The following is a 25,044-nucleotide window of genomic DNA, read 5'->3' on the forward strand; positions in this document are numbered from 1 at the left end:
CCTGCAAGCCACTGGTAATCTCGGCTTTTCCGGGCTGGCGAAGGCCAACCTGTACCGGCACGCGCTGGGTGGTCCAGCTCTGCGCCTCGGCCCCTGGCAGCAGCTTGATGACGAACTGCTTGTCGCCTTGGGGCAACAGTGCCTCTTCAGGAATCACCTGGGCGTCGTTCCGCTCGCCAAACACGGTGTTGACGCGGGCGAACATGCCGGGGCGCAGTTTCAGCTGCTGGTTGTCGATGCAGGCCCGCACCGCGACAGACCGGCCGTTGGCATCAATCAGCGGATCAATCGCCTGCACCACCGCGCTGTATTTGAGGCCGGGCAAGGCATCCATGTCCACCCGCGCCGTCTGGCCGCGCCGGACCTTGCTCTGAAAACGCTCGGGCAATCGGAAGTCGACATAAATCACATCGATGTCCTCGATGTTGACGATGTCCGCGCCGTCTTTCAGGTAGTCGCCTACATGGACCAACCGGATGCCGGCAATGCCGTCAAACGGCGCAATGATTTTGAGCCGCGCGGCTGTCGCCCTGGCCAGCGACAGCTTGGCCTGAGCCACCTGCAGATTCGCGGCGCTCTCATCCAGCGAGCGCTGGCTGACAAAATTCTGAGCGACCAGTTCCTCGTTGCGCTTCTGGTTGGCCTGGGCAATCGACAGTTCGGCCTGGCTTTGCTGAACCTGCGCCAGCGGTAGCTGGTCATCGAACTGCACCAGCACCTGACCCTTGCGCACACGCTGGCCGTCGGTGAAGTTAAGCTGGGTAATGCGCCCGCTGACCTCCGGGCGCAGCACCACGCTGCGGCGCGAGCGCAGGCTGCCCACGGCCTGCGCATCGTCAATCAGGCGAACCAGCTCCACCTTGGCGGCTTCCACCGTCACTGGCCTGCCCGTTGCGCCAGTAGCACCCGCTGGCACCGCCTTGGTGCCCGAAGCGGGGGCTACCGCGTTGTCAGCCCCTGCGGCTTTGGGCTTCTGGTACCACCAGGCGGCGCCCGAAGCGAGCGCAAGACCGGCCACCGCGACCACCGCGTAAATTGCTTTTGATGCCATGGGGAAGAAACTTGTAATTGAAAAGATACAAGCCGCCAATGTATCAGGACGCTCCTGCCGGGTGCGCCTTTTTTATCGGCCGTGCAGGGGCTTGCCGGTCAGCTTTACACGGCCTTTACGAAGCCAGGGGGCCGTGGTCGCTGCCGATGCTATGTACGCTTACGGCCCTGTCTTTTCATGGCCGCCGCAAGGCCGCTCGGGCGCCCTTCAGCGCCGGGACAAGGCCAGCTCAACGCCCTTGTTGGCCAGCACGTCGGCCCGCTCGTTGCCGGGATCGCCGTCGTGGCCGCGCACCCAGTTCCACGCGATGGCATGGCCGCTGCCGCTGACCAGCGCGTCGAGTTTTTGCCAGAGATCGACATTTTTCACCGGCTCTTTGGACGCCGTGCGCCAGCCCCGGGCTTTCCAGCCGGTGATCCATTCGGTCATGCCCTTGAGCACATACTGGCTATCGACATACAGGGTGACGCGGCAGGGCCGCTTTAGCGCGGCCAGTGCCTCGATCACGGCGGTCATTTCCATTCGGTTGTTGGTCGTCGACAGCTCGCCACCGAACAGTTCCTTGACGCTGCCGTCCGTGGTCAGCATGGCGCCCCAACCGCCGGGGCCGGGGTTGCCCTTGCAGGCCCCATCGGTATAAATCACCACGTGCTGCGCGGCGGTTTGCGAAATTTCAGTCATGCATCGGGGTCCAGATTTCTGCGAGTGTCCGGAGTTATTAAAAAAGCGCCAGGCTGCCGCACCTGGTTGGCAATAGCCACCGGGGCGGTGGCTGTGCCCTTGCGGGCTTTCCAGGCGGGTTCAAGCAGGCGCATGCCGCGTACCCGCTTGACGGCCACCAGGAAATACACAGCGCCGAAAATCGGCCACGAGCGAGCGCCGACCTTGTCCATCCAGGCAAACCGCTCCAGCGACGCGCGGCTGCTGACGGCCGGACGGTAGCAGCCAAACTGGCCGGACTCCACCTCAAAGCTGAGCAGGCGCAGCCAGTCGCGCAGGCGCCAGTAGCCAATAAATTCGCCGGCCTCAGGCAAAAACAGTTCGCCGTAGCCCATACGCTGGTAAAAATGCGCGCGGCGCTGCCGCAGCCCCCACAGGCTGGCCGGGTTCATGCCGCTGATCACCAGGCGGCCCTCGGGCACCAGCACGCGTTCAACCTCGCGCAACGTGGTGTGCGGGTCGCTGCTGAGCTCCAGCGTGTGCGGAAGCAGCACCAGATCCAGGCTATTCTCGGGAAACGGCAAGGCTGCCGGATCCGTCAGCAGCGCCACGCGTGCGGGCGGTGCGTCTGGCGCGGCGGACGCCGTGGCGCCTTTGTCGGGCGGCGACGGGACCGAAGCTGGCCCGCCCTCGGCACCCTGCTGGGCCAGCCATTTGTGCGGCATGCGGTTGCCGCGTAACGCGTCCAGTTCAGGCAGCCCCAGCTGCAACGCGTGATAGCCAAACATGTCGGCCACGGCCTGATCGAAGCGCTCACGCTCCCACGCCAGCAAATACTCGCCGGGCGGAGTCCTGAACCAGTCTGTGAAACCTATAATTTGTGAGCCCATCAAGACCGCTGCATGTTCATCATTCCCATTCCTGCCTTCTCGGACAATTACCTCTGGCTCCTGCACGACGGCCAGCGCGCGCTGATCGTGGATCCCGGCGATGCCGAACCCGTGCAGCGCGCACTGCAGGAAAACGGGCTTACGCTGGAGTCGATTCTAGTCACGCACCACCATGCCGACCACACAGGCGGCGTGGACGCCCTGCGCGAGGCCACAGGCGCGCTGGTGTACGGCCCGGCCCGCGAGCCTATTCCCGGACCTTTTCACAAACTCGTGGACGGCAACAGGGTGCAGGCCCTGGGCCTGGATTTTGAAGTGATCGACGTGCCGGGCCATACAGCCGGCCACATCGCCTTCTACACGCCGGAGGTGGATGGGCGGCCGCTGCTGTTTTGCGGCGACACGCTTTTTTCTGGCGGTTGTGGGCGGCTGTTTGAAGGCACGCCGGCACAAATGCTGGCCTCGCTGGACCGCCTCGCGACGCTTCCCGGCAACACCCGTGTGTGTTGCACCCACGAATACACCCTGAGCAACCTGCGCTTTGCGCTGGCGGTGGAACCTGACAATAGCGAACTAATTGGTTACCATGCACGCTGTACGGCCTTGAGAGAGCAAGGCAAGCCCACGCTACCCACGTCGATAGCCCAGGAGTTGCTGATCAACCCGTTCTTGCGTACCCGACAAGCCACTGTCATCGCAGCAGCCCGGCGTTTTGACCCGGCCGCCCATGACGACAACACCATATTTGCCGCCATCAGGCAGTGGAAGAACCAATTCAAATGACAGAACCGCAGCGCCCGTTTTTTCCCAGTTCCCCCATTTCGGGCGGGCGTTTTTCCCGTCAGGCATCAAGCCTCAAAACATTTGTTCTGGCGTTCACGGTGGCCGTGCTCGCAGGCTGCGCCGCCACCAGCCCGACGGGCATGCCCGGCGACCCGGTGCTGACCACATCCTCCGCGCCAGCGGCCCCACCGGTTTACCCCAACGGCCCGCTGTCACCCATTAACAGGGCGCAGGCGGCGTCCAGCACGGTCGTGCAGTTGCAGCCGCCACCGGACCTCTGGGCTCGCATACGCAGCGGCTTTGCCATGCCCGACCTGCAAGGCGAACTGGTGACCGACCGGGAGCAGTGGTACGCCAGCCGGCCCGACTACATGCAGCGCATGACAGAGCGCTCAAGCAAATACCTGTTTCACATCGTCGAGGAGCTGGAGCGGCGCAACATGCCGACCGAACTGGCGCTGCTGCCCTACATCGAAAGCGCCTTCAACCCGCAGGCCGTCTCCAGCGCCAAGGCCGCCGGCATGTGGCAGTTCATGCCGGCCACCGGCAAGTACTTTGACCTCAAGCAAAACGCCTTCCGCGACGACCGCCGCGACGTCCTGGCCTCGACACGTGCCGCGCTGGACTACCTGCAAAAGCTGCATCGCATGTTCGGCGACTGGCACCTCGCGCTGGCCGCCTACAACTGGGGCGAAGGCAGCGTGGGCCGGGCCATCGCCAGAAACAAAAAGGACGGCTTGGGCACCGGTTACCAGGACCTGCGCATGCCGGACGAGACGCGGCTGTACGTGCCCAAACTGCAGGCGGTCAAGAACATCGTGGCCAATCCACAGGCCTTCCGCGCTGAGCTGCCGCTGATTGAAAACCACCCGTATTTCCAGCAGGTGCTGATCTCGCGCGACATCGATGTTGCGCTGGCCGCCAAACTCGCTGACGTCGCACTCGCCGACTTCAAGGCACTCAACCCGTCCGCGCACCGCCCCGTGATCATTGCGTCAGGCACGCCGCTAATCCTGCTCCCCTGGGACAACGCCAAAATATTCCAGCGCAACTTCGAGGCCTACACACAGGGGCAATATGCAAGCTGGACCGCCTGGACCGCACCGGCCACCCTGAGCGTCGGCGATGCAGCCAGGCGCGTCGGCATGAGTGAGGCCGACCTGCGCGGCGTCAACAACATTCCGCCGCGTATGCTGATCAAGGCCGGCTCCACGCTGCTGGTGCCGCGTACCGCCACAACGGACAGCGATGTGACCAGCCACGTTGCCGACACGGCGCAAGTGGCTTTCGCGCCCGAAATTGTCACCCGCAAAACCTCTGTCAAGGCGCGCAAGGGAGAAACCGTAACCACTATCGCGCGCCGTTACGGCCTGAGTGCCGCGAACGTGGCCGAATGGAACGACGTCAGCGCCAATGCCGCATTCAAGCTGGGCCACCAGGTGGTGCTTTTTTTACCGGTCAAGGCCAGCAGCACCCGCAGGGCAGCACCTTCGCGCAGCAACATCAAAGCCATCAAGCGCAGCCCTGGCAAAACCGTGATCAAGAGCAAAAAACGCTAACGGCACCCGTCTGCGGGAACTACAAAAAAACCGTGCCCTGGCCCATGTCCATCCTGCGTTTACAGCTATCAAAAATGTAGCGCCCCAGATTGCACATGCCATGGCCGCCCGCAACCCCAGCCCCCCCAGCAAGCCCCGCGACCCCGGCAAGCCCAAGGCGCGCCATTCCTACGTTTTTTTCATTGGCCTGCTGGCCATCGCACTCGGGCTGACGCTGCTGGTGATGTCCCTGGAGAGCAAGGGTTTAAGGCCTGCGGGCGCAGTGGCCTTGCTGCTCGGCCTCGTCATGGCTGGCAGCTATCTGACGAACCGGCTCTACAACGAAGCCTATGCCGACCCTCTGGCGTACGAACCCCCCTGGAGCAAGCTCGCCAGAGGTGCCGGGCCGCCAAGGCTGCCGGCCCCAGGAAAAGCGGCCGTTTCACCCGGAACGGCCTTTTCCATGGAAAAACTGATCGATTTCCCTGCCGCTGCGCCCCCCCGCCGCGCCGACCCGCCAGCCCGCAGCATGCCCGTGCACGTACCACCCGCGCCGGTGCCTTCGTGGACAGAACTGTTTGATCGCATGTCACCGCAGCAGTTTGACAGCGTGTGCGTGGCCCTGTTTGGACAAAGCGGGTTTGAACCCCGTTGCCAGTCGCATGGCGTGCCTGGCGGGGTGACGATCTGGCTTCACTCCCGCCATGCGCACCAGGGCAAGGAAACCCCTGCGGCGGTTGCGCTGTGCAAGCAATGGAAGGGGCAAGTGGTGGATCTGCGTGAACTGTATCCCTTGTTCGTACTCATGAAGGCGCGCCAACTCAAGCGAGGCACCTATGCCACCGCATCAAGCTACACCGACAATGCGCGCCAGTTCGCAAAGGACAACAACATCAACGCTCTGGACAAGGTCGGTCTGCTGGGCTTGATCGCCGGACGTACGCCGGCCCAGCAGCAAGCCCTGCTGGCACTGGCGCTGGCGAACACCTGACGCTGCCAGCCGCGGCTGCGGAACTTGTCTACAGGCGCAAGGACCCGGTGCCGAACAATCCGATCAGGCCAATGACGATCAGGTAGATCGCCACGATGTAATTGAGCAGCCGCGGCATGATCAGGATCAGGATGCCGGCAATCAGGGAAACGATGGGGCCGATGTGGGCAGACAGGTTCATGGGGTGTCCTTGGCAAGTGTTCAAAGCGTCCTGCTGGTTTTGGCAGTGCGCGGGTCGTATCAATGTACCGGCAGCGGTCGCCCGGGTCTGTAGGACGAAGCAAACAGCTGAACCGCGAATTGACGAGCCGGCAGGCCGTACGTGCCAGCAAACCGGTTCAAGGCTGGCTGGCGGCAACCAGCGTCGCAAGGAAGGCTGGCAGCGGTCGGCCCTGCGTCAGCAGATAACGCCCCATGGCCCCAGCAACCTGCCGCACCGAGGGCCGCAGTGACACGCGGTCGCGCCAGGCCAGCAAAAGCGGTGTTGAACCGTTGATGGGCGCGCCCATGCGCTCGCCGAACAGCCGGGCCAAGTAAAACGCGATATCCGCAAACGAGCAGGAACCGGTCAGGCCCTCACGGTCAGCCAGCAGTTTTTCCATCTGCCCGTCATACAGGGCGCAAGCCTCACGTGCCGCGACAGCCGCCGGGTCCTGCGGCTGCGCCTGCAATCCCATGAGGCGGACCACGGGCGGAAAATACACCTCGTCGGACTGGTGCTCCAGCAGGCGCGCACGGGCTTTTGCTTCGAGCCCGGTGGGCCAGAGCGCCGGCGCCGGCTGCAGTTCCTCAAGATATTCAAAAATCTGGGTCGAATCAAACAGCTCAAGGCGGCCATGCACCAGCACCGGCACCTGCTGCTTCGGGTTGATACGCAGCACCTCGGGGTGTTTGGGCTGGTACAAACGTTTCATTTCGAAGGGCACCATGACCACTTCGACGTCCAGCCCTTTTTCCAGGGCCGCAATCTCTACCTTGGCGCCGAACATGCTCAGCGGACCGGAGTACAGGCGCATCGCCGGGGCGGCGCCGCCCATCAGAGTTTCTCAGTCTCGCCCATGCGCGGCTGCCATTTCATGAGCCGCTTCTCGACGCGCCCGACAATGCCGTCCAGCACCAGCGCAAAGGCTGTCAGCACCACAATGCCCGCAAACACGGTGTTCACGTCAAACGTTCCTTCGGCCTGCAGGATCAGGTAACCCACGCCCCGTGCCGACCCCAGGTACTCGCCGACCACGGCGCCGACAAAGGCCAGTCCCACCGACGTGTGCAGGCTGGAAAACACCCAACTGGTCGCGCTGGGCAGGTAGACGGTACGCAGCAGCTGCCGTTGATTGGCGCCTAACATCCGCGCATTGGCCAGCACCACCGGACTGACTTCCTTGACGCCCTGGTAGACATTGAAAAACACGATGAAAAACACCAGCGTGACCGCCAGTGCCACCTTGCTCCAGATGCCCAGGCCAAACCACATCGCAAAAATCGGCGCCAGGATCACGCGCGGCATGGAGTTGGCGGCCTTGATGTAAGGGTCCAGGATGGCGCTGGCCATGGGCGCCAGCGCCAGCCACAGGCCGCAGGCCAGGCCCAGTACCGTGCCGATGCCAAAGGCCAGCACCGTCTCCAGCAGCGTGGTGCCCAGGTGCAGGTAGATGTCGGCATTGCCCGGCAAACCGTCAGGAAACAGCAGGCTGGGGCCAAAGCCGAAAGGCAGGAACCAGGACCAGACCCGGCCAGCCACCTTGATGGGTTCACCGAGGAAAAACGCCAGCTGCTGGTCGCGCGAAGCCAGTTGCCACAGACCCAGGAAAGCCACCAGCAGGCCAACCTGCCAATAACGAAGATTTTTGTCGGAAGGTTTGAGCGAATTCCACATGATGTTCATGCCGCCTTGCGGAGTTGCTGGGCATAACCCTTCAAGACTTCATCGCGAAGCACGTCCCATATCTGGGTGTGCAGTTCAATGAAGCGCGCCTGCGTCCTGACTTCGGCCACGTTGCGGGGACGCGGCAGGTCAATGTCGAACTCACCCATGGGCCGGGTCGCCGGTCCAGCCGACAACACCACCACACGGTCACTCATGGCAATCGCTTCGTCGAGGTCATGGGTGATGAAAAGCACCGCCTTCTTTTTTGCTGCCCACAAATCGAGCACCTCGTTTTCCATGAGCTGACGGGTCTGGATGTCGAGCGCGGAAAAGGGCTCGTCCATCAGGATGATGTCCGGGTCCAACGCCAGCACCTGCGCCAGCGCCGTACGCTTGCGCATGCCACCGGAGAGCTGATGCGGGTAACGATCGCCAAAGCCGCTCAGGCCAACACGCTCCAGCCAGGCCTGGGCCTGGCGCCGAGCTTCGTCATCCGGCACGCCGCGGTATTGCAGACCCACCATGACATTGTCGATGGCGCTGCGCCAGGGCATCAGCGCCTCGGTCTGAAACATGTAGCCGGCCCGGGTATTGATGCCGCTCAACGGCTGGCCGAATACCTTCACGGTGCCCGACGTAGGCGGCAACAAACCTGCACCGATGTTGAGCAGGGTGGACTTGCCGCAGCCGGTCGGGCCAACGACGGAGACAAACTCTCCGGCGCGTATACGCAGCGTGGTCTCGCCGACGGCAGTGTAGGCCTCGCCCGCATCGTCGCGTGAACGAAAGGTACAAGTGACGTCCAGCAGTTCGAGGGCGCAACCAGCAGTTTGATTTTTGGCGGGGTCGGTCATGGATGCATATTGTCACCGCGAACCGGGCTGCTTAAACAGAGGCCGACCACAAGCGAAGTGGAGTTCCATGCCAGCCGGGGCCGCGGAACCGGCTTAGCCGGGCCGCAGGCGCAGCGCCCCCCTCGGGGCTGGTGCCTGCGGCTCCGAACCTGCTTGAGCAGGTTTGGACGGGCGACAGAGGCGAAGCGTCTCGCGAGCCGCGGCCTGCGGGGCCTCGCGTAGTACACGAAGTGACAAGCGTGGGGTGAGGGCCGCAGCGAAGGGCCGCCCCGAGCAAGGCAAGCCCCCTCGGGGGGCAGCGTAGTACACGCAGTGACAAGCGTGGGGGCCCTATTTCTAGGCCTTGAACTTTTCCTTGGCGCGCCGGGCAAATTCGTTGGTGTAGGTTTTGTCCAGGTCAATCTTGTCGGCTTTGATGCTGGGGTCAAAACTGGCCAGCGCCCTCAACGCCGTTTTCGCGCCCTCCTCGGGAATCAGGCCGTCCAGCGCAATCGCGTCGCGCACCTTGTTGAACGATGCCAGGTACAGCCCGCGGTCGCCGAGCAGGTAATTTTCGGGCACGGTCTTGATGATGTCACCGGGGCCGGCGGTTTGCAGCCACTTGAGCCCGTGCACGATGGCGTTGGCCATGGCTTGACAGGTGTTGGGGTTTTTCTGGATGAAATCAATCGGCGCATACAGGCAGGCTGCCGGCATGGGACCGCCAAAAACATCCACGGTGCCCTTGAGCGTGCGCGTATCAGAGATGATTTTTACCTCGCCTTTTTGCTCCAGCATGGTCATCACCGGGTCGGTGTTGCTCATGGCGTCGATCTGGCCCGAGCGCAGGGCCGCCAGCGCGCCGGCCGAGGTACCGACACCGATAAAGCTCACGTCACCCGGCTTGATGCCGGCACGCGACAACACCAGGTTGGCCATCATGTTGGTCGACGATCCGGGGGCGGAGACGCCGATTTTTTTACCGCGCAGGTCGGCCACCGACTTGTAGTTCGGCATGTTTTTGGTGGACACGCCAAAAGCAATCTGCGGCGCCCTGCCCTGCAGCACAAAAGCCTGGAACATCTGGTTTTTGGACTGCAGATTGATGGTGTGTTCGTAGGCGCCCGAGACGACATCCGCCGAACCGCCCACCACCGCCTGCAAGGCGCGTGCGCCGCCGGCGAAATCACTGATCTCCACCTCCAGACCTTCCGCCTTGAAGTAGCCAAGCTGCTCGGTGATGGTCAACGGCAGGTAATAAAAAGCGGCCTTGCCGCCGACGGCCAGCGCGATTTTTGATTTTTCGAGTTTGCCTTGCGCACGCAGGGCGGGAAACGCCAAGGTGGCCGCGCCCAATGCGATGGCGCTGGCGAAAGTTCTGCGGCGGATGGTGATGTCGTTCATGACGGGTTCTCTCTCTGATGTTTTTATGGATTCATCAAGAGCATATCGGGCAGCGAAAAAAACTGCATCGGTATCATCCCGTGCGGGTTTGTACGGAACGCTTCGTGGTTACCAGACGTTACCGGTAGCCAAGAAACAGAATGGCGATATTGACCAGCAGCGCCAGGAACCAGATAACGCTGCGGGTTTTGGCCATGTCGGCCACGTACATCATGACGTAGGCGATGCGCAGCACCACAAAAACAAATGCAAACACGTCAAGCCGCACCTGGGAAGCCTGCAGCTGGTGCGCAATGATCACCGCCGCAAAGAAGAACGGCAGCGCTTCAAAGGTATTGGCCTGCGCAGCATTGGCGCGGGCGCGCCAGTCGGTCTGCCGGGCCAGCCAGGCGCGTGGGTTGTTGTTGTCGTAGCCGCCTTTTTTTGGCGACGTGGTCATCATGCCCCACTTGGCCAGCCCCGCACAGGCGATGGGCAGCAATGCAAACGCCAGCAGGCACCAATAGGCGACGGTGAAACGTGTGTATGTCATTTTTTTGAGGCCTTTCTGGCTCGTGGTCGTGGGGGAAGGGGCACTGTCAGCGGTAAAAATCGGGCGGGCGGTGAAAAGGCCTCAGCGGGTCCTGGCGGGCCTTAGCGACGGTCTACCAGCGCGTGGGCGATGGTGCCAAGGTCCACGTACTCGAGCTCGCTGCCCACGGGCACCCCGCGCGCCAGCCGGGTGACCTGCACGCCGCGGCTCTTGAGGGCCTGCGAAATCACATGCGCCGTGGCCTCGCCTTCGCCGGTGAAATTGGTCGCGAGGATGACTTCCTGTACCTCGCGCGCATCGGCTGGCGCCAGCTCGCCCTGCGCATCCCGGGGCACCACCCGGTCGAACAGCTTTTGCAGGCCGATGTCGTGTGGGCCGATGCCGTCAAGCGGGCTGAGTTTGCCCATCAACACGAAATACAGGCCGCGGTAAGCCAGGGTGCGCTCCAGCGCCGCCTGGTCGGCCGGGGTCTCCACCACGCACAGCTTGCTGCGGTCGCGGCCAGGATTGGCGCAGGTGCTGCAAATAGCCAGCTCGGTCAGTGTGTTGCACAGCCCGCAATGTTTGACGCTGTGCACCGCATGCTCCAGCGCACGCGCAATCTGCAGGGCGCCAGCGGTGTCGTGTTGCAGCAGATGAAAAGCCATGCGCGCCGCCGACTTGGCGCCCACGCCCGGCAAGCGGCGTAGCGCCTGGGTCAGGCCCTCAAGAGCATTGGAATCAGAAGCCATGGACTGTGAAAAGGAGAAGACGCATTAGCGGCGTAGCGAGCGGGTTCAGGGCAAGGCGCGGGTGTCAGGTCACCGGAATGCACGTCAGGTGCATGAGGATGGCCTGGACGGGACCCGCAACGCAGCAATGGGCCCGCGCAGTAGCCGCCATTAGAAGGGGAGCTTCATGCCGCCGGGCAGTCCCGGCATCCCGGCCGTGAGCTTGCCCATTTTTTCCTGGCTCAGGTCTTCGGCCTTGCGCACGGCGGCGTTGAAAGCCGCCGCCACCAGGTCTTCCAGCATGTCCTTGTCATCGCCCAGCAAGCTGGGGTCAATCTCGACGCGCTTGACGTCGTGTTTGCAGGTCATGGTGACCTTGACCAAACCGTTGCCAGACTCCGCCGTGACTTCGATAAACGCGAGTTCATCCTGGGCTTTTTTCAGGTTGTCCTGCATGGCCTGCGCCTGTTTCATCAGGCCGGCGAGTTGTCCTTTGTTGAACATGTGTCTTTTCCTTTAAAACGGGTTGACGGGGTGTCGAAACACCATGGCGAGAATCATATCGGCTTGTTCATGACAGGCGCCAGCGGCTTGATGCTGCCGGGAACAATTTTCGCGCCCCAGTCGCGCATCATCCCCTGCACAAAAGGGTCGTTCTGGATGGTTTCTTCGGCGTGGCGCTGTCGCTCCAGCGCGGCAAAGGCATTGCGCCGCGCTGGCGAGTCGCTCACCGGCCCCAGCTCGACCACCACTTCCGGCGCTTGCCCGCTGTCCTTCAACGCGGCCTGAAGGACCAGTTGTAGTTTTTCGCGCGCGGCCGCCTGGTTCAGCGACTCGCGCTCGACACGCAATGTCCATACACCGTCAGTTTGCGAACGCAGCTCCGACTGCAGCGCCAGCTCCCGCACCAGTGCGCCCACCATCTCGGCGGCGACCATGCGGTTGACCAAAGCCGTCCATTCGTCACCCAGCGGGCTTTCGGGCGCCGCGGACGGAGCCTGCGGCACACCAACCGGCACGGGGACCGGCGCCTGTGCCTGGGTCGCAGCCGGTGACGGCGTTGCCAGCCATTCATCGTCCCAGGGCGGCGGCAGCGGAACGTCAGATGCTACAAATTCAGGAGCTGCCTGCGCCCGCTGCGCAAGGGCTGGATCCCGATTTGATTCAGAATTTATACGCTGCAAAGGTGCAGAGACGTTGGGCCGCACAGCGGGTGGCTCAACCGGCGCGGGGACGGCCGGGGCGGCTGCTACCGCAGCCGGGGTCTGCTCAGGCCGCAGCTTTTTTGGGGGCTCGACGGCGCTCCCCGGCTTGGTCGCAATGTGCCCGGCGGGCTTGAAAGCCAGCAGGCGCAGCAGCACCATGGTCAGCGCCGCGTAGTCGTCGGGCGCCAGGCCCAGTTCAGCGCGGCCGTGCAGACACAGACTGTAGAGCAGTTGCGTCTCATCGGCTGGCATCAGCTCCGCCAGGCGCGCGGTGGCCGCGATCTCGGGGTCCGACTCGTCGTCTGAGGCACCGATGCCCGGCACCGCCTGCAGCACCGCCATGCGCTGCAGCACGGTGGCCATTTCTTCCAGCGTGGACGCAGCGCTCAGGCCATTGAGGCGCAGTACCTCGGAGGTTTCGACCACACTTTTGCCGTCGCCGCGCGCCAGCGCATCGAGCAGCTCGAACACATAGCTGCGGTCCACGCTGCCCAGCATCTGGCGCACGCTGGCTTCCTGCAACTGGCCCGAGCCGAAGGCAATTGCCTGGTCGGTCAGCGACAGCGCGTCGCGCATGGAGCCGCGCGCGGCGCGCGCCAGCAGGCGCAGCGCCTGCGGCTCGGAGGCCACATTTTCAGCCTGCAGCACCTGGCGCAGGTGTTCGAGGATGGTCTCAGGCGCCATCGGCCGCAGGTTGAACTGCAGGCAGCGCGACAGCACGGTGGCCGGCACTTTTTGCGGGTCGGTGGTGGCCAGCACAAACTTGAGGTACTCGGGGGGTTCCTCCAGCGTCTTGAGCATGGCGTTGAAGGCCGTGTTCGTCAGCATGTGGACCTCGTCGATCATGAAAACCTTGAAGCGACCGACAACCGGCTTGTACACCGCCTGCTCCAGCAACTGCGCGATCTCATCGACGCCGCGATTGGACGCCGCGTCCAGCTCGGTGTAGTCGACAAAACGGCCGCTGTCGATGTCGGTGCAGGCCTGGCACACACCGCACGGGGTGGCGGTGATGCCGCCCTGCCCGTCCGGGCCCAGGCAATTGAGCGACTTGGCCAGGATGCGCGAGATCGTGGTCTTGCCCACACCACGCGTGCCGGTGAACAGGTAGGCATGGTGCAGGCGTTGCGTGCGCAAGGCATTGCTCAGGGCCTGCACCACATGCGACTGCCCGACCATTTCAGAAAAATTCCGGGGGCGGTATTTGCGGGCAAGCACGAGGTAGGACATGGCATGGATTCTAAAGCGCCACCCAGAGGTTTTTTGCTGGCCTGGCCCTTTAACTCCTGCACGCCGCCCTTACAATACAAAGCGACGGGCCTTCCCGCATGGTGAAGCGGCCAACCGGGTCAGATGGGGAACCAAGCAGCCCTAACTGTCGAGCCAGTGCCGGGGTCAAGGTCCGTCACCTTTTTTTATCATCAAGCTATATTGGTCGTAGAAACCAATTCGGAATTTAGCCTGGCCGGTCACAAAGGCTCGGTGCATCGCATCACAACTAGCGGATCGTATTGTTAATTCTGTTGTTGATGGTGGTCGTGTTTTTATCTGGCTCTCGCATACCGCAGGTACCAAACATGACAGACCTCTTGGCATCCACGATGGTTTGGCTGTTGGCGGTCGAGCTCGCCGTCACTTCGTAATCGCGTTTGGCTTTTTCACAAGCAAAGGTGTCAATGCGTTCTGCCTGAAAATCAGGCTGCGTTCGCTGAGACGCCATGCCCCCCGAGGATGTCACCGCTTTTTGCTGTTGGTTTCTCAGCTGCTCTTTCAACTCCTCATTCTCCTTGCGGAGCAAGAGCTCCCTGTTTCCCGAGGAGTCAAGGGTATTTCCCTGTACCAGAATCTTTTCACTGGAGTGCGCAGTTTGACAAGGGGCATCAGAAAACTCAATTTTTCCTGTCGAAGTCTTGCATTTGTAGATCTGTTGAGCAGCAACATCACCCCCACACAAGAGCGCCAGAGCGAAGCACGCTACGTTGACAGAAAATACAGCTTGCATTTTTTCTTCCTTGGCGAATGCCTTGTTTAAATAGGTCTCGAATACCAACTCTCGGTGAGTCTACCCGGCTCAGCTTTTTGCTTGCTTCTCAAGCGGAAAGACCGCTATTTTCGGCTTCTTCAATCGCCATCGTCGTCTGCAGCGCATGCTCCGCAATCTGCGCCGACACCAGCGCCAGTGACGCCAGCGCATAGGTGCCGCTGATGATGCCCTTGTAAGCCACCTCGGCAGCCACCGCGTCCCGGCCCAGGCCCTCAGTGGCGGCGACGATGCAGGCCTCGATGCTGTCCAGGCCGGCGTCGTCGTAAAGCGCTTCGCCTTCGTTGGTGACGCGGTATTCGTACTGGTCCTGTTCCATCGGGTCGATGTGGAAACGCACAATCATGGCTGGCCTCTTGTCATCTGTGATTTCGTCATTTTTTTCAAGGACCTGACAACGATTTTCGTACGGAGCCATGAAGCAAACTGCTCTTCGCCGATGTCGTCTGCAGCCAGCGCCAGCACCGTGACTGTCGCATCTGCCTGCGTTGCGTTCAAGCGGTAGCCGTTCAAGTACAGAAACATACCTACTGCCAAAAATGCTGCACGCTTGTTGCCGTCAACAAAGGGATGGTTCTTCGCCACCCCCATCGCATAACTCGCAGCCAGCGCGGCAACATCGGGCTCTGCGTACACGAGCAGGTTCAAAGGCCGGGCCAACGCTGACTCCAGCAAGCCGTCATCGCGCAAACCCTCGGCACCGCCGTGTTCCGCCAAGCTTTCGCCATGCAGAAGCAGCAATGCCTGCTTGTTGATCCAGCGCCACGTCATTTGGCGAGTTGATGGAAGGTGTCGCGGTATTCACGCATGAATTCACGGCCGGCCTGAACCTGCTCGTTGAGGGCGGGGTTATAGGGCGTGATGGCATAGCCGTCTGGTGTTTCCACGAGAAACACCGACTCCCCTTTTTCAAGCTTGAGCCGCCCCAGGACTTCGCGCGGCAAAATAACGCCAATGGAATTGCCAATTTGAGTCAGTTTGAGAATGTGCACGTTTCAGCCTTGGTTATAACGTACGTAATACTAAATCAAACCAACCCGCTCCGCCAGTCGAACGTCGAATTTTTCAATTCATCCCTGAAACGCTATCCAATTCATAGCTGGTCGTTCTCGCCAATCAAGGGCTTCAGGCCAAAATGACTCAAAACGCCCTGCCCGGCCACACGCCCGCTCGCAAAACAGCCGGTGAGCAAGTAGCCGCCGGTGGGCGCTTCCCAGTCCAGCATTTCGCCGGCGCAGAACACCGGTACCCCCGCCGGGGCCGTGAGCCGCAGCTGCGCATCCATGGCTTCGAACACCACCCCGCCGGCGCTGCTGATGGCTTCGTCGATGGGTCGCGTCGCCACCACACGCACCGGCAGGGCCTTGATGGCGTGGGCCAGTTGCACCGGGTCGTTCATCGCTTCCTTGCCGAGCAGCTCATGCAGCATCGCGGCCTTGATGCCTTCGATACCCAGACGGCTCTTGAGGTGGCTGGACAGCGAGCGCGAGCCGCGTGGGTGGCGCACTTCAACCAGCACCTGCTCAGGCGACTTGTCGGGCAGCAAGTCGAGGTGAAAAACCGCGCTGCCATGGGCGGCGATTTCGTCGCGCAGCAGGCTGGAGGCGGCGTAGATCAGGCTGCCTTCCACGCCGGTGGCCGTCGCGACAAATTCGCCCCTGCGGCTGAAGCTGCGGCCGCGCGAGTCGGTGAAGCTGATGGCCACCGACTTGAAGGGCTGACCGGCAAAGCGGCTGGCGAAATGCCCGGTCCAGCCCGGCTGCTGCGACGGACCCTGGCCGACCAACTCGCGGAAAAACTCGCGCCGGGTTTCGCCCTGTTCGGCAGCTGCCAGCGCGCGCGGCTCCGGGCCGACATCAAAGCCGCAATTGGACGGCTGCAGCGCCGCCACGGCCACGCCGCGCCCGGCCAGCATCGGTACCCAGGCACCGTCCGAGCCCAGGCGCGCCCAGCTTGCGCCGCCCAGCGCCAGCACCACGGCATCGGCCTGAACCCGCACTTCGCCGGCGGGGCCGGCAAACTTCAGCGAACCATCATCGGCCCAGCCCAGCCAGCGGTGCCGCATCGCGAACTTCACGCCGGCGCCGCGCAGGCGCTGCAACCAGGCACGCAGCAGTGGTGCGGCCTTCATGTTCTTCGGAAACACACGGCCCGAGCTGCCAACAAAGGTTTCCACGCCCAGCGCCCCGGCCCAGGCCCGCAATTCGGCGGGGCCGAATGCGGCCAACAGCGGCTCAAGCTGCGCGCTGCGCTCACCGTAGCGGCTGATGAAAGGCGTTGCGGCCTCTGAATGCGTGAGGTTCAGCCCGCCCTTGCCGGCCAGCAAAAACTTGCGGCCCACCGAAGGCATGGCGTCATACACCCCGACCTGCAGGGCCGCGCCGGCGGCGGACAGGATCTCGGCGGCCATGAGCCCGGCCGGGCCGCCGCCGATGACGGCCACGCGAAGCGCCCGGTGGGCGGAGGCGTCGGGCGTACCGGATGCAGCGTGGGGTGTGAGCGGGTTCAAAAAAAATTCCAGGGAAGATGCAAAAAGGCCAGATGGCGCGATGTCAGGAACAAGAGTACGCGGGCCAGCGGCGCAGAAAACTATCATTTTGATAGCTGACTATGCCGGCTCCACAAGGGCTGCAGGCCTGAAATGCTTGGGAAATCGGCTCCAGGGCCATCGCTATGGCAAGTAGTGCGGGCGCTGCTGGGTCGGCTTCAGCCTGAATTATGCAGGTCCGAACACCCTGCCCTTGTCTCAGGGAACTTCCAGCACCGTACCCTGTGCGGTTAAGAATGCCGCCTTGACGGTCTGCCCGACATGGATCGCCTGCACGGCGGCGCGGTAGATCTGCATTTTTTCGACCAGATCGGGCAACTCCTGCGGGGCGGCGCGCGATTTGTAGTCCAGCACCCACCAGTGGCCTTCATGCCCGGCATCACGGCGCTGCACCAGCCGGTCCAGGCGAAAAACCTGGCCAGCGTGGGACAACTCGACCTCGTTACCTTGCCAGGCAATCACCTCTGCGTTCCAGGCCCACGCGCCTTCGCCAGCCAGAATGCGCTGCGCCATGGCCGCCGCGGCCTGGCCCTGCGCCGGGCTCAGGCGGAACTCGCGCACCACGGCGCGTACTTGGGGTTCGGTCCCACTGCCCCACTCCAGCAAGCGGTGCATGGCTTTGCCGATACGCGCGACGTCGGGATCCTCGTCCGCTGCGGTTTCGATCGCTGGCTGCGCAGGCAGGACGGGAACTGCGGGCAGTTCCAGCAGGTAGTCGAGGGCCTGCTCACCGGCACCGGATATGGCCTGTGCCATCGGCACGGGTACATCGTCTAACAGGCTGTCCAGGCGGCGCCACCAGCTGTCGGTGGTTTCGCGGTGCGGCGTGATGGACGACAACACCAGCGTGTGGCGCGCACGGGTCAGCGCCACATAAAGCGCGTTGAGTTCTTCCCGTTTGCGCGCCGCCTGCTCCAGCGCCAGCGCTTCGACCGCGCAGGCGGGCGGGCGGCTTTCGCTGACCAGAAAAACAAACTTGTGCGGCGCGACGGCCTCACCGGGCCAGTCCACCAGCACCCCCATGCTGTCGGCGTTGCGCTCCAGCGTGTCGGTGTCCAGCAGCAGCACGGCTTCGGCTTCCAGCCCCTTGGCGCCGTGGATGGTCAGCAGGCGCACCGCTTCGCTGCTGACCGTGGCTGGCGCCTGCAGGCCGCCAGCCTTGAGCGCCCGCACAAAGGCGTACGGCGTGGCGTAACGTCCGCCATCGAGCTGCAGGGCCACCGCCAGCAAGGCGCGCAGGTTGACCAGCACGGCGGCGCGCTGCGCCCCCGGAGCGGCGGCAGCGAACTTCGCCAGTACATCGCCGTGGTGGTAAATCGCCTGCAGCGCGTCGTGCGGCGGCAGGCTGTCCAGCCAGCCTTTGTACTGCATCAAAATTGGCGCCAGCCCTTTGGTGGCGGGCGCTAGCTGCTCTGATTGTTGTAGCACCTCAAACCACGACAGACCCAGCGTCGCGCGCTGCAGCGCGATCTCGACCAGCGCGTCGTCGCTGAGCCCGAACAGCGGCGACTTGAGTGCACGCGCCAGCGAGAGGTCATGCTGCGGTGAAACCAGCACATCGAGCAAGGCGACAACATCCAGCACCTCGCAGCAGTCGATAAGCGCAGTTTTTTCACCGACCACTGCGGGGATGTGCAGCGCGCGCAACTCATCCTGCAGCGGCAGCAGGCCAGCGCGTTTGCGCGATAAAACCATAACATCAGAGGGCAACAATGTTTTTCCGCCGGGCCGCCCCAAGGAAAAATGCGCCCCCCCGGGGGGCAGCGAGGACACGCCAGTGCCGAGCGTGGGGGCCAACAAGTGTGAAATCCACGCTGCGGCCTGCCTTGCCTCCAAGGTGCGCAATGTCTCTTCGGGCACTTCGCGCGGCGTGGTCAGGCTGTCGCGCCAGCCACCCAGTTCGTCGGACGCAGCCTCGTCCTCCTTGCTGCGCGGAATGGGCGGCAGCCGGCCAACCGCACCGGCTTCTGTTGACTCCGTCGTGTGCTCCCGAAAGCCTTCATAACCATCGCTGTCCCGCGCCGCGCCCATCGCCGCATTGACGGTGGTGATGACCCGCTGCGCGTTGCGCCGCGTGTGGTCGCAGCTGAGCAGCTCGCCACCCAGGCCCTGCCGCACAAATAGCTGCGCGGCCTTGAACACTTGCGGCTCGGCCCGCCGGAAGCGGTAAATGCTCTGCTTGGGATCACCGACGATAAACACACTGGGCGCGGTGCCCGCACCCGCGTAAGCGCTGAGCCAGGACCACAGCGCCTGCCACTGCAGCGGGTTGGTGTCCTGGAACTCGTCGATCAGCAGATGCCGGATACGCGCGTCCAGGCGCTGCTGCACCCAGCCCGACAACACCTCGTCGCCGAGCAAAGCGAGCGCTGCGCGTTCGATGTCGTTCATGTCGACCCAGCCGCGCTCCTGCTTGAGCGCGGTGAACTCGGCAATCAGCAGCCGCGCCAGCCGCGCCAGCCGCTGCTGGTAAAGCCAGGCGTCGTGCTGCTGGCGCGCGGCCAGCACACGCAGCACCAGCTCCTGCGCGATGCGCACCTGCTCGATGCCAACGATTTTTTCGCCGAACTTGCGCGGCGTGCCTTTTTCGGTCAGCAGCGCGGCAAACGCGCCGGAAAGGTTGCCGGCGCTCAGCGCCTGCTCCAGCTCAGCGCCTTTGGCTGAAAAAGTCGGCGCGCTGGCGCGGCCCAGGGCAACGGCGGCATCACGCAAGGTCTGGCGGTGAAAACGGTTGGTGCTCAGCAGTTCTTCGGGCTCGTCAAGGCCGCCAAACTCGGTGAATTGCACGGTGAAATGCTTGACCGACGCGTCCACCACGCCGACCGCATCAGCCAGGGCGAACTCGGTGCGTTTGTCGAGGGCCGCCTGCAAGGCCTTGTCGGTCTGAAAACGCCCATGTGCCAGCACCACCGCTTCGAAGTCCGCCCTGAGCGCAGGTTCAGCCAGCAGTGCAGCATAAAACCTGCGCCACACCAGGGCGCGGGCCGGCGCATCGTCTTCCAGCAGTTCGTAGTTGAGCGGCAGGCCTTGCTGCTGCAACAGGGCCAGGGGGGCGCTGCGCAGCAAGGCAGCAAACCAGCTGTGGAAGGTTCGAATCTGCACCGAGCGGCCGGTCTCGAGGATGCGCTGGTATAAATTTGATAGCTGCTCGCGCCCATCTGGCGGGGGCTGCGGGCCTTTTTTGTACGAAAAACCACGCATCGCGAGCTCGCGCGCCAGCGTAGCGTCGTCGGCATGCGCAAACTGCTCCAGCCATTCGTAGAGCCGTTCGCGCATCTCGCCGGCGGCGCGTTTGGTGAAGGTGATGGCGAGGATCTCGTGCGGCTGCGCGCCCGCGAGCAGCGCCCGCAAAATGCGCGAGACCAGCATCCAGGTTTTGCCGGCGCCAGCGCAGGCCTCGACGGCCACACTGCGGCGCGGGTCGCAGGCGATGGCATAAAACGCCTCGGCCGACACCGGCTGGTCGTTGTGTTCGTAGGCGGCCTGCGTCATGGGCTTTCCCAGAAATCTTTGCGGCACAGGCCGCGCGCAGAACAATACTCGCAGGCCTTGCCTTCACCCAGTGCCGGCAGCGGCGTGCCGCGCGCAATCCGCGCCATGTCGGTGATGATGCTGTCGAGCAGTTCGTCGCGCAAAGCCACGATACCGGACTGCTCATAGGTGCGTGTGGGCTCTTTTTCCCCGAGATTCACGTAGGCGGCGGCCAGCGTGTCGTCGTCGAGCAGGCCGGCGTAAAACGCCAGCTGCGTGTCTTCCTGCGGCTGCTTCAGACGCTCTGAGGTGGTGGCGCGTGCCTCGGTCTTGTAGTCAATCACCAGCGCGCTGCCGTCGGCAAGTTTGTCAATGCGGTCAATCTTGCCGATCAGGGTCAACTCACCAAGCGGTGTCTGCCTTTCGACTTCAGCGGCGCTGAACACCGCGCCGGTAGCCTCATGATCCGCCAGCCAGGCCAGGTAGCCGTCGCGCACGCGCGGCCAGCTCGCGGCAAACGGCAAAAACTCGCTGTCGCTCAGGGCCAGGGCGCGGCTGGCCTGGTCTGCCGCCTGGTCCATCATCGCGCTGCGCACGGGCAGCCCGGTTGCCGGCGCAGCTTGCAGCGCGTCGTGAAAAAACTTGAGCAGCGTGTGCAGCCAGTTTCCAAAATCGCGTTTACCGAGTTCGGCATCGAGTTCATCGGCTTCCTGCAAGCGCAACTGGCGCAATGCAAAAAAGCGATAGGGGCAGCGCCGCAGGTCTTCATAGGCGCTGGCCGACAGCCGCCTCACCGGCAGGGCTTCCCCGCTGGGCATGGGGTGCAGCGTGGGTTGCAGCACCAGCGGTCGCAACACGCGCGGGTCGGCGGCCAGGGTCCTGTCATGCTGTTGCAACAGAAGCTCCTGCACAAAACCGCTGGGCATCAGGCGCTCGCCCTGGTCGCTTTCGCGCCAGAGCACATCCAGGTGCGCAAAGCGCAGTGCATGCAGCCAGGCGGCGCGCTGGGCAGCGGCGCCCGCTTCGCGCGATGGCAGGTCCAGCAGCTCGCGCTGCGCCGGGGTCCAGCTGCCCGGGGGCTCGGGCGACACCTGCAGGCGCTGCTCGTCGCAGCCGGGCAAGACCACAGCCTGCAGCGTCCGGCCCAGCAACTGGCTCAGCGGCAGGATCACCACCTGCGCCTCGCGCGGGTGCACGGGCTTGAAGTCCGCCGCCTCCAGCGTCTGGTTGACCCAGCCGGTGAACCCGGCCAGGTCCATGCGCGCATCGGCATCGGCAAACTCGGCTTCGGCACCCTCGTGCAGGCGCAGCGCGTCAAGCACGGCCTGACCGGCCACGTCCTGCACCAGAGCGTCCCACTGCCCGACCGCCTGCAGCGCAGCGCGCAGATCCCGCAGCCAGGCGGCCAGCGGGCGGGCGCGCTGCAGCTTGTCACGCAATGCGTTCAGCCGCTCGGCGATGTCGTGCACGGCCGCCAGCGTGTCACCCACAGCGCGCCACTCACGCACACCCAGCTGGCGCAGCTGCTTCTCGGCGGCTTCGACGGCTGCGGGCGCAAAAGCCGGTGCATTCTTGAGCCAGTCGAGCACCGCGTCGGTGCTGGCATGCCAGGTCAGCGCACGCAGCAGGCCCATCAGCGTGGCAGCGGCGCGCGTGGTGGAAAGTTTCCAGCCGGTTTCATCACGCAGCGCGACTCCGCCCTCACCGAGCATGGCACGCACACGGCGCGTCAGTTCGCGGTCCTGCGCCACCAGCGCGACCGGGCTGCGCCCCTGCGCAAGGTGCGCCAGCACGCAGGCGGCAGCGCGCTGCGCCTCAGCCTCGAAGTCCGGCGCCGCATGCAGGGCCGGCGCGCGAGCCTCGCCAGGCAGGTTCAGCGACAGGGATACGGCGCGTTCGCCAAAGTGCGCTTTGAGCGCCGCGGTCACTGGCTCGACCTGAAAACCTTCCAGCACCACCAGCAGGTCCACAGGACCACTCGCCTGCTGTGAAAACAGCAGATCCGACGGGTAGCTCGAATGGGCGACCCAAGTCAGGGCGATCTGTCCCAGTGCAGCCTCCAGCCGCAGCAACGGTGTCTGCAGGCCGGCGCCCAACAAGGTGATCATCTCCGCACCCCAGGCCTGCCGCCGTTCAGGCGGCACTGCCGCAGCCTGCCTGGCCAGCGATCCGGCGGATTCGACAAGTCGGGTGGCCAGCGCGTCTTTGTGCGCGCCCAGGCCGGCGCGCTGCAGCAGCGAAGTGGCAGTCAACACATCACGCGCCGCGTCCTGACGAAAATCACCATCGGCCGCGTCCAGACCGCCCAGGCTGGTCGCCCAGTTCATCGTGGACTCGAAACGCGGCACAAAGTGCGTGCCGCCCGCGGTTCCTGCCCAAGCGGCTTTGGCCTCTTGAATGAGCTGCGCATAAGGCAGCAGCACCAGGGTTCGCGCCGGATGGGCGCCGCGCTCGCGCAGCAGCACAGCCAGTTGCGCCATCACCTGCGGCCAGACAACCTCGCTGGGGCCTGGCGCGGCGGTCGCGGCATTCACTATCACGTTCATAGGGAGGACTTGGGGTTTGGTGGCCTGCGGGGGGACTTGGTTTCTGCCACAATGCCTGCAACTTTAGCTTCTATCGACACAATTTCCTGAACCTCTCCAAAGGACATGCCATGGCCAGCGAACTGATCAAACATACCACCGATGCCACCTTCGAAGCCGATGTGCTGCAGGCCACAAAGCCGGTGCTGGTGGACTACTGGGCGGAGTGGTGCGGTCCCTGCAAGATGATTGCCCCGATTCTGGACGAAGTAGCCACCGGTTACGACGGCCGCCTGCAAATTGCCAAAATGAATGTCGATGAAAACCGCGACATCCCGGCCAAGTTCGGCATTCGCGGCATTCCTACCCTGATGCTGTTCAAGGACGGCCAACTGGCCGCCACCAAGGTTGGCGCCATGAGCAAGGCGCAACTGACTGCCTTCATCGACCAGCAACTGGCCTGAACCTCCCGCCCGCCATGCGACCAATCCCGCCTGTGGATTCTTCGCATGACCGGGTATCAGCCCCGCGCCTGCACTGCGAGTGCAGCCCCTTTTTCGACCTGACGGGCAGCCCTGATTTCCTGTCATAATGCCCTTGTTCGCTGACCGGCCGCTGCCGGTTGGTTCGAGTTCCCGGTTTGTAAGCCTTCCCTCTGAAGCGGCTTCTTTTCAAACCTCCCCCCGTTTCCATCAATGAACTCCGCCAGGAGTAATTCCATGCACTTAAACGAACTCAAGGCACTGCATGTGTCTGAAGTCCTCAAGCAGGCCGAAGAGCTTGAGATTGAAAACGTTGGCCGTATGCGCAAGCAGGAGCTGATGTTCGCCATCATCAAGAAACGCTCCAAAACCGGTGAAACCATCGTCGCCGATGGTGTGCTCGAAGTGCTGCCGGACGGCTTCGGCTTTCTGCGGGCACCGGACTCCAGCTACACCGCGTCCACCGACGACATCTACATCAGCCCGAGCCAGATACGCCGCTTCAACCTGCACACCGGCGACATGATCGAAGGCGAAGTGCGCACCCCGAAAGACGGCGAGCGCTACTTTGCACTGAACAAGCTCGACAAGGTCAATGACGGCGCGCCCGAGGCCAACAAACACAAGGTGATGTTCGAGAATCTGACGCCGCTGTTCCCGCGCGAGCAGTTCAAGCTCGAGCGCGACATGAAGGGCGAAGAAAACCTGACCAGCCGCATCATCGACATCGTGGCACCCATCGGCAAGGGCCAGCGCGCCCTGCTGGTCGCACCGCCCAAGTCCGGCAAGACCGTGATGATGCAGAACATCGCCCACGCCATCACCGCCAACTACCCCGAAGTGGTCATGATGGTGCTGCTGGTGGATGAGCGCCCTGAAGAGGTCACCGAGATGCAGCGCAGCGTGCGCGGCGAAGTGATCTCGTCCACCTTTGACGAGCCCGCCGCGCGTCACGTCCACGTCGCCGAGATGGTGATCGAGCGCGCCAAGCGCCTGGTCGAGTTGGGCAAGGACGTTGTGATTCTGCTGGACTCGATCACGCGTCTGGCCCGGGCCTACAACAACGTGCTGCCCTCGTCGGGCAAGGTGCTGACCGGTGGTGTGGATGCCAACGCGCTGCAGCGCCCGAAACGCTTCTTCGGCGCGGCCCGCAAGATTGAAGAAGGCGGCAGCCTGACCATCATCGGCACCGCGCTGGTCGATACCGGCAGCCGCATGGACGAGGTGATTTTTGAAGAGTTCAAAGGCACTGGCAACTGCGAGATTCACCTGGACCGCCGCCTCTACGAAAAACGCGTTTTCCCGGCGATTCACCTCAACCGCAGCGGCACCCGCAAGGAAGAGTTGCTGCTGGCCCCCGAAATCCTGCAAAAGTCGCGGATTTTGCGCCAGTTCATGTACAACATGGACGAAATCGAGTCCATGGAGCTGATGCTCAAGAACATGAAAGCCACCAAGAACAACCACGAGTTCTTCGACATGATGAGGCGCGGCGGCTAACGCCGCCACGCCA

General features: G+C 63.4%; 24 protein-coding genes and 1 other RNA gene. 6 read left to right on the forward strand and 19 right to left on the reverse strand.

Going from position 1 to position 25,044, the window contains the following annotated elements; translation table 11 throughout:
- From ACESMT_RS06240 to ACESMT_RS06250, 3 genes are all read right to left on the reverse strand, one after another.
- Window positions 1–1,051, reverse strand: a 1,051-nt coding sequence (locus ACESMT_RS06240) for an efflux RND transporter periplasmic adaptor subunit (RefSeq protein WP_372825710.1), incomplete at its 3' end; no start/stop codon positions are given.
- Window positions 1,052–1,258: 207 nt separating this feature from the next.
- A complete protein-coding gene (gene rnhA, locus ACESMT_RS06245) occupies window positions 1,259–1,732 on the reverse strand; it encodes a ribonuclease HI (RefSeq protein ID WP_372825711.1) in 474 nt (157 codons plus the stop codon).
- On the reverse strand, window positions 1,729–2,601 hold the full coding sequence (locus ACESMT_RS06250; RefSeq protein ID WP_372825712.1) for a class I SAM-dependent methyltransferase: 873 nt from the start codon (window positions 2,599–2,601) through the stop codon (window positions 1,729–1,731). Before ACESMT_RS06250 ends, rnhA begins: the two co-directional genes overlap by 4 nt.
- A 12-nt stretch (window positions 2,602–2,613) precedes the next feature.
- On the opposite strand from ACESMT_RS06250, the gene gloB reads away from it, so the two are divergent.
- The 3 genes from gloB (at window position 2,614) to ACESMT_RS06265 (ending at window position 5,913) form a co-directional block, all read left to right on the forward strand.
- Window positions 2,614–3,384, forward strand: a complete 771-nt coding sequence (gene gloB / locus ACESMT_RS06255) for a hydroxyacylglutathione hydrolase (RefSeq protein WP_372825713.1) — start codon at window positions 2,614–2,616, stop codon at window positions 3,382–3,384.
- A 140-nt stretch (window positions 3,385–3,524) separates the two neighbouring features.
- Window positions 3,525–4,943, forward strand: coding sequence for a transglycosylase SLT domain-containing protein (locus ACESMT_RS06260; protein ID WP_372825785.1), 1,419 nt, complete (start codon window positions 3,525–3,527; stop codon window positions 4,941–4,943).
- Between the two features lie 100 nt (window positions 4,944–5,043).
- Entirely contained in the window at window positions 5,044–5,913 is an 870-nt protein-coding gene (locus tag ACESMT_RS06265; protein WP_372825714.1) for a restriction endonuclease, read from the forward strand.
- A gap of 28 nt (window positions 5,914–5,941) precedes the next feature.
- On the opposite strand, the gene ACESMT_RS06270 is transcribed toward ACESMT_RS06265, so the two are convergent.
- The 9 genes from ACESMT_RS06270 to dnaX form a co-directional block, all read right to left on the reverse strand.
- Window positions 5,942–6,094 (reverse strand): DUF3096 domain-containing protein, encoded by a 153-nt coding sequence (locus tag ACESMT_RS06270; RefSeq protein WP_372825715.1) that lies wholly within the window; start codon window positions 6,092–6,094, stop codon window positions 5,942–5,944.
- 157 nt (window positions 6,095–6,251) lie between these two features.
- Window positions 6,252–6,950, reverse strand: a complete 699-nt coding sequence (locus tag ACESMT_RS06275) for a glutathione S-transferase family protein (protein ID WP_372825716.1) — start codon at window positions 6,948–6,950, stop codon at window positions 6,252–6,254.
- Window positions 6,950–7,789 carry an ABC transporter permease gene (locus ACESMT_RS06280; RefSeq protein WP_372825786.1) on the reverse strand — a complete coding sequence of 280 codons (840 nt, stop codon included), beginning with the start codon at window positions 7,787–7,789 and terminating at the stop codon, window positions 6,950–6,952. Before ACESMT_RS06280 ends, ACESMT_RS06275 begins: the two co-directional genes overlap by 1 nt.
- A gap of 5 nt (window positions 7,790–7,794) precedes the next feature.
- A complete protein-coding gene (locus ACESMT_RS06285) occupies window positions 7,795–8,634 on the reverse strand; it encodes an ABC transporter ATP-binding protein (RefSeq protein ID WP_372825717.1) in 840 nt (279 codons plus the stop codon).
- Between the two features lie 336 nt (window positions 8,635–8,970).
- Window positions 8,971–10,017: an ABC transporter substrate-binding protein gene (locus ACESMT_RS06290; RefSeq protein ID WP_372825718.1), complete on the reverse strand. Its 1,047-nt coding sequence runs from the start codon at window positions 10,015–10,017 to the stop codon at window positions 8,971–8,973.
- Between the two features lie 118 nt (window positions 10,018–10,135).
- Window positions 10,136–10,549 carry an MAPEG family protein gene (locus tag ACESMT_RS06295; RefSeq protein ID WP_372825719.1) on the reverse strand — a complete coding sequence of 138 codons (414 nt, stop codon included), beginning with the start codon at window positions 10,547–10,549 and terminating at the stop codon, window positions 10,136–10,138.
- Between the two features lie 101 nt (window positions 10,550–10,650).
- Window positions 10,651–11,280: a recombination mediator RecR gene (gene recR / locus ACESMT_RS06300; protein ID WP_372825720.1), complete on the reverse strand. Its 630-nt coding sequence runs from the start codon at window positions 11,278–11,280 to the stop codon at window positions 10,651–10,653.
- A gap of 150 nt (window positions 11,281–11,430) precedes the next feature.
- Entirely contained in the window at window positions 11,431–11,763 is a 333-nt protein-coding gene (locus tag ACESMT_RS06305) for a YbaB/EbfC family nucleoid-associated protein (protein WP_077594521.1), read from the reverse strand.
- A 53-nt stretch (window positions 11,764–11,816) separates the two neighbouring features.
- Window positions 11,817–13,694, reverse strand: a complete 1,878-nt coding sequence (gene dnaX / locus ACESMT_RS06310; protein WP_372825721.1) for a DNA polymerase III subunit gamma/tau — start codon at window positions 13,692–13,694, stop codon at window positions 11,817–11,819.
- 83 nt (window positions 13,695–13,777) lie between these two features.
- On the opposite strand from dnaX, the gene ffs reads away from it, so the two are divergent.
- Window positions 13,778–13,874: signal recognition particle sRNA small type (gene ffs, locus ACESMT_RS06315), an RNA gene on the forward strand.
- Between the two features lie 88 nt (window positions 13,875–13,962).
- On the opposite strand, the gene ACESMT_RS06320 is transcribed toward ffs, so the two are convergent.
- The 7 genes from ACESMT_RS06320 to ACESMT_RS06350 form a co-directional block, all read right to left on the reverse strand.
- Window positions 13,963–14,514: a DUF4124 domain-containing protein gene (locus tag ACESMT_RS06320; RefSeq protein ID WP_372825722.1), complete on the reverse strand. Its 552-nt coding sequence runs from the start codon at window positions 14,512–14,514 to the stop codon at window positions 13,963–13,965.
- A 40-nt stretch (window positions 14,515–14,554) separates the two neighbouring features.
- Window positions 14,555–14,851 (reverse strand): hypothetical protein, encoded by a 297-nt coding sequence (locus tag ACESMT_RS06325; protein ID WP_372825723.1) that lies wholly within the window; start codon window positions 14,849–14,851, stop codon window positions 14,555–14,557.
- A complete protein-coding gene (locus tag ACESMT_RS06330) occupies window positions 14,848–15,276 on the reverse strand; it encodes a type II toxin-antitoxin system death-on-curing family toxin (RefSeq protein WP_372825724.1) in 429 nt (142 codons plus the stop codon). The genes ACESMT_RS06325 and ACESMT_RS06330 overlap by 4 nt, the downstream gene beginning before the upstream one ends.
- Window positions 15,273–15,497 carry an AbrB/MazE/SpoVT family DNA-binding domain-containing protein gene (locus tag ACESMT_RS06335; RefSeq protein WP_372825725.1) on the reverse strand — a complete coding sequence of 75 codons (225 nt, stop codon included), beginning with the start codon at window positions 15,495–15,497 and terminating at the stop codon, window positions 15,273–15,275. The genes ACESMT_RS06330 and ACESMT_RS06335 overlap by 4 nt, the downstream gene beginning before the upstream one ends.
- A 101-nt stretch (window positions 15,498–15,598) precedes the next feature.
- Window positions 15,599–16,948, reverse strand: a complete 1,350-nt coding sequence (locus tag ACESMT_RS06340) for a TIGR03862 family flavoprotein (RefSeq protein ID WP_372825787.1) — start codon at window positions 16,946–16,948, stop codon at window positions 15,599–15,601.
- Between the two features lie 303 nt (window positions 16,949–17,251).
- Complete coding sequence (locus ACESMT_RS06345) at window positions 17,252–20,545, reverse strand: UvrD-helicase domain-containing protein (RefSeq protein WP_372825726.1); 3,294 nt, start codon at window positions 20,543–20,545, stop codon at window positions 17,252–17,254.
- A complete protein-coding gene (locus ACESMT_RS06350) occupies window positions 20,542–23,070 on the reverse strand; it encodes a PD-(D/E)XK nuclease family protein (RefSeq protein WP_372825727.1) in 2,529 nt (842 codons plus the stop codon). The genes ACESMT_RS06345 and ACESMT_RS06350 overlap by 4 nt, the downstream gene beginning before the upstream one ends.
- A gap of 110 nt (window positions 23,071–23,180) precedes the next feature.
- On the opposite strand from ACESMT_RS06350, the gene trxA reads away from it, so the two are divergent.
- Entirely contained in the window at window positions 23,181–23,513 is a 333-nt protein-coding gene (gene trxA, locus ACESMT_RS06355; protein WP_305348010.1) for a thioredoxin TrxA, read from the forward strand.
- Window positions 23,514–23,768: 255 nt separating this feature from the next.
- Window positions 23,769–25,031, forward strand: coding sequence for a transcription termination factor Rho (gene rho / locus ACESMT_RS06360; RefSeq protein WP_372825728.1), 1,263 nt, complete (start codon window positions 23,769–23,771; stop codon window positions 25,029–25,031).
- Window positions 25,032–25,044 lie beyond the last annotated feature (13 nt).

Source organism: Polaromonas sp., from assembly GCF_041689105.1.
Taxonomy (GTDB): Bacteria; Pseudomonadota; Gammaproteobacteria; order Burkholderiales; family Burkholderiaceae_C; genus Polaromonas.

Coding starts and splice junctions, on each gene's coding strand:
- ACESMT_RS06290 (WP_372825718.1), bottom strand. CDS start 10,017: ATGAACGACATCACCATCCGCCGCAGAACTTTCGCCAGCGCCATCGCA.
- recR (WP_372825720.1), bottom strand. CDS start 11,280: ATGGCTTCTGATTCCAATGCTCTTGAGGGCCTGACCCAGGCGCTACGC.
- gloB (WP_372825713.1), top strand. CDS start 2,614: ATGTTCATCATTCCCATTCCTGCCTTCTCGGACAATTACCTCTGGCTC.
- ACESMT_RS06280 (WP_372825786.1), bottom strand. CDS start 7,789: ATGTGGAATTCGCTCAAACCTTCCGACAAAAATCTTCGTTATTGGCAG.
- dnaX (WP_372825721.1), bottom strand. CDS start 13,694: ATGTCCTACCTCGTGCTTGCCCGCAAATACCGCCCCCGGAATTTTTCT.
- ACESMT_RS06305 (WP_077594521.1), bottom strand. CDS start 11,763: ATGTTCAACAAAGGACAACTCGCCGGCCTGATGAAACAGGCGCAGGCC.
- ACESMT_RS06275 (WP_372825716.1), bottom strand. CDS start 6,950: ATGGGCGGCGCCGCCCCGGCGATGCGCCTGTACTCCGGTCCGCTGAGC.
- ACESMT_RS06285 (WP_372825717.1), bottom strand. CDS start 8,634: ATGACCGACCCCGCCAAAAATCAAACTGCTGGTTGCGCCCTCGAACTG.
- ACESMT_RS06250 (WP_372825712.1), bottom strand. CDS start 2,601: ATGGGCTCACAAATTATAGGTTTCACAGACTGGTTCAGGACTCCGCCC.
- ACESMT_RS06330 (WP_372825724.1), bottom strand. CDS start 15,276: ATGACGTGGCGCTGGATCAACAAGCAGGCATTGCTGCTTCTGCATGGC.
- rho (WP_372825728.1), top strand. CDS start 23,769: ATGCACTTAAACGAACTCAAGGCACTGCATGTGTCTGAAGTCCTCAAG.
- ACESMT_RS06265 (WP_372825714.1), top strand. CDS start 5,044: ATGGCCGCCCGCAACCCCAGCCCCCCCAGCAAGCCCCGCGACCCCGGC.
- ACESMT_RS06295 (WP_372825719.1), bottom strand. CDS start 10,549: ATGACATACACACGTTTCACCGTCGCCTATTGGTGCCTGCTGGCGTTT.
- rnhA (WP_372825711.1), bottom strand. CDS start 1,732: ATGACTGAAATTTCGCAAACCGCCGCGCAGCACGTGGTGATTTATACC.
- ACESMT_RS06270 (WP_372825715.1), bottom strand. CDS start 6,094: ATGAACCTGTCTGCCCACATCGGCCCCATCGTTTCCCTGATTGCCGGC.
- ACESMT_RS06350 (WP_372825727.1), bottom strand. CDS start 23,070: ATGAACGTGATAGTGAATGCCGCGACCGCCGCGCCAGGCCCCAGCGAG.
- ACESMT_RS06345 (WP_372825726.1), bottom strand. CDS start 20,545: ATGACGCAGGCCGCCTACGAACACAACGACCAGCCGGTGTCGGCCGAG.
- trxA (WP_305348010.1), top strand. CDS start 23,181: ATGGCCAGCGAACTGATCAAACATACCACCGATGCCACCTTCGAAGCC.
- ACESMT_RS06325 (WP_372825723.1), bottom strand. CDS start 14,851: ATGATTGTGCGTTTCCACATCGACCCGATGGAACAGGACCAGTACGAA.
- ACESMT_RS06260 (WP_372825785.1), top strand. CDS start 3,525: ATGCCCGGCGACCCGGTGCTGACCACATCCTCCGCGCCAGCGGCCCCA.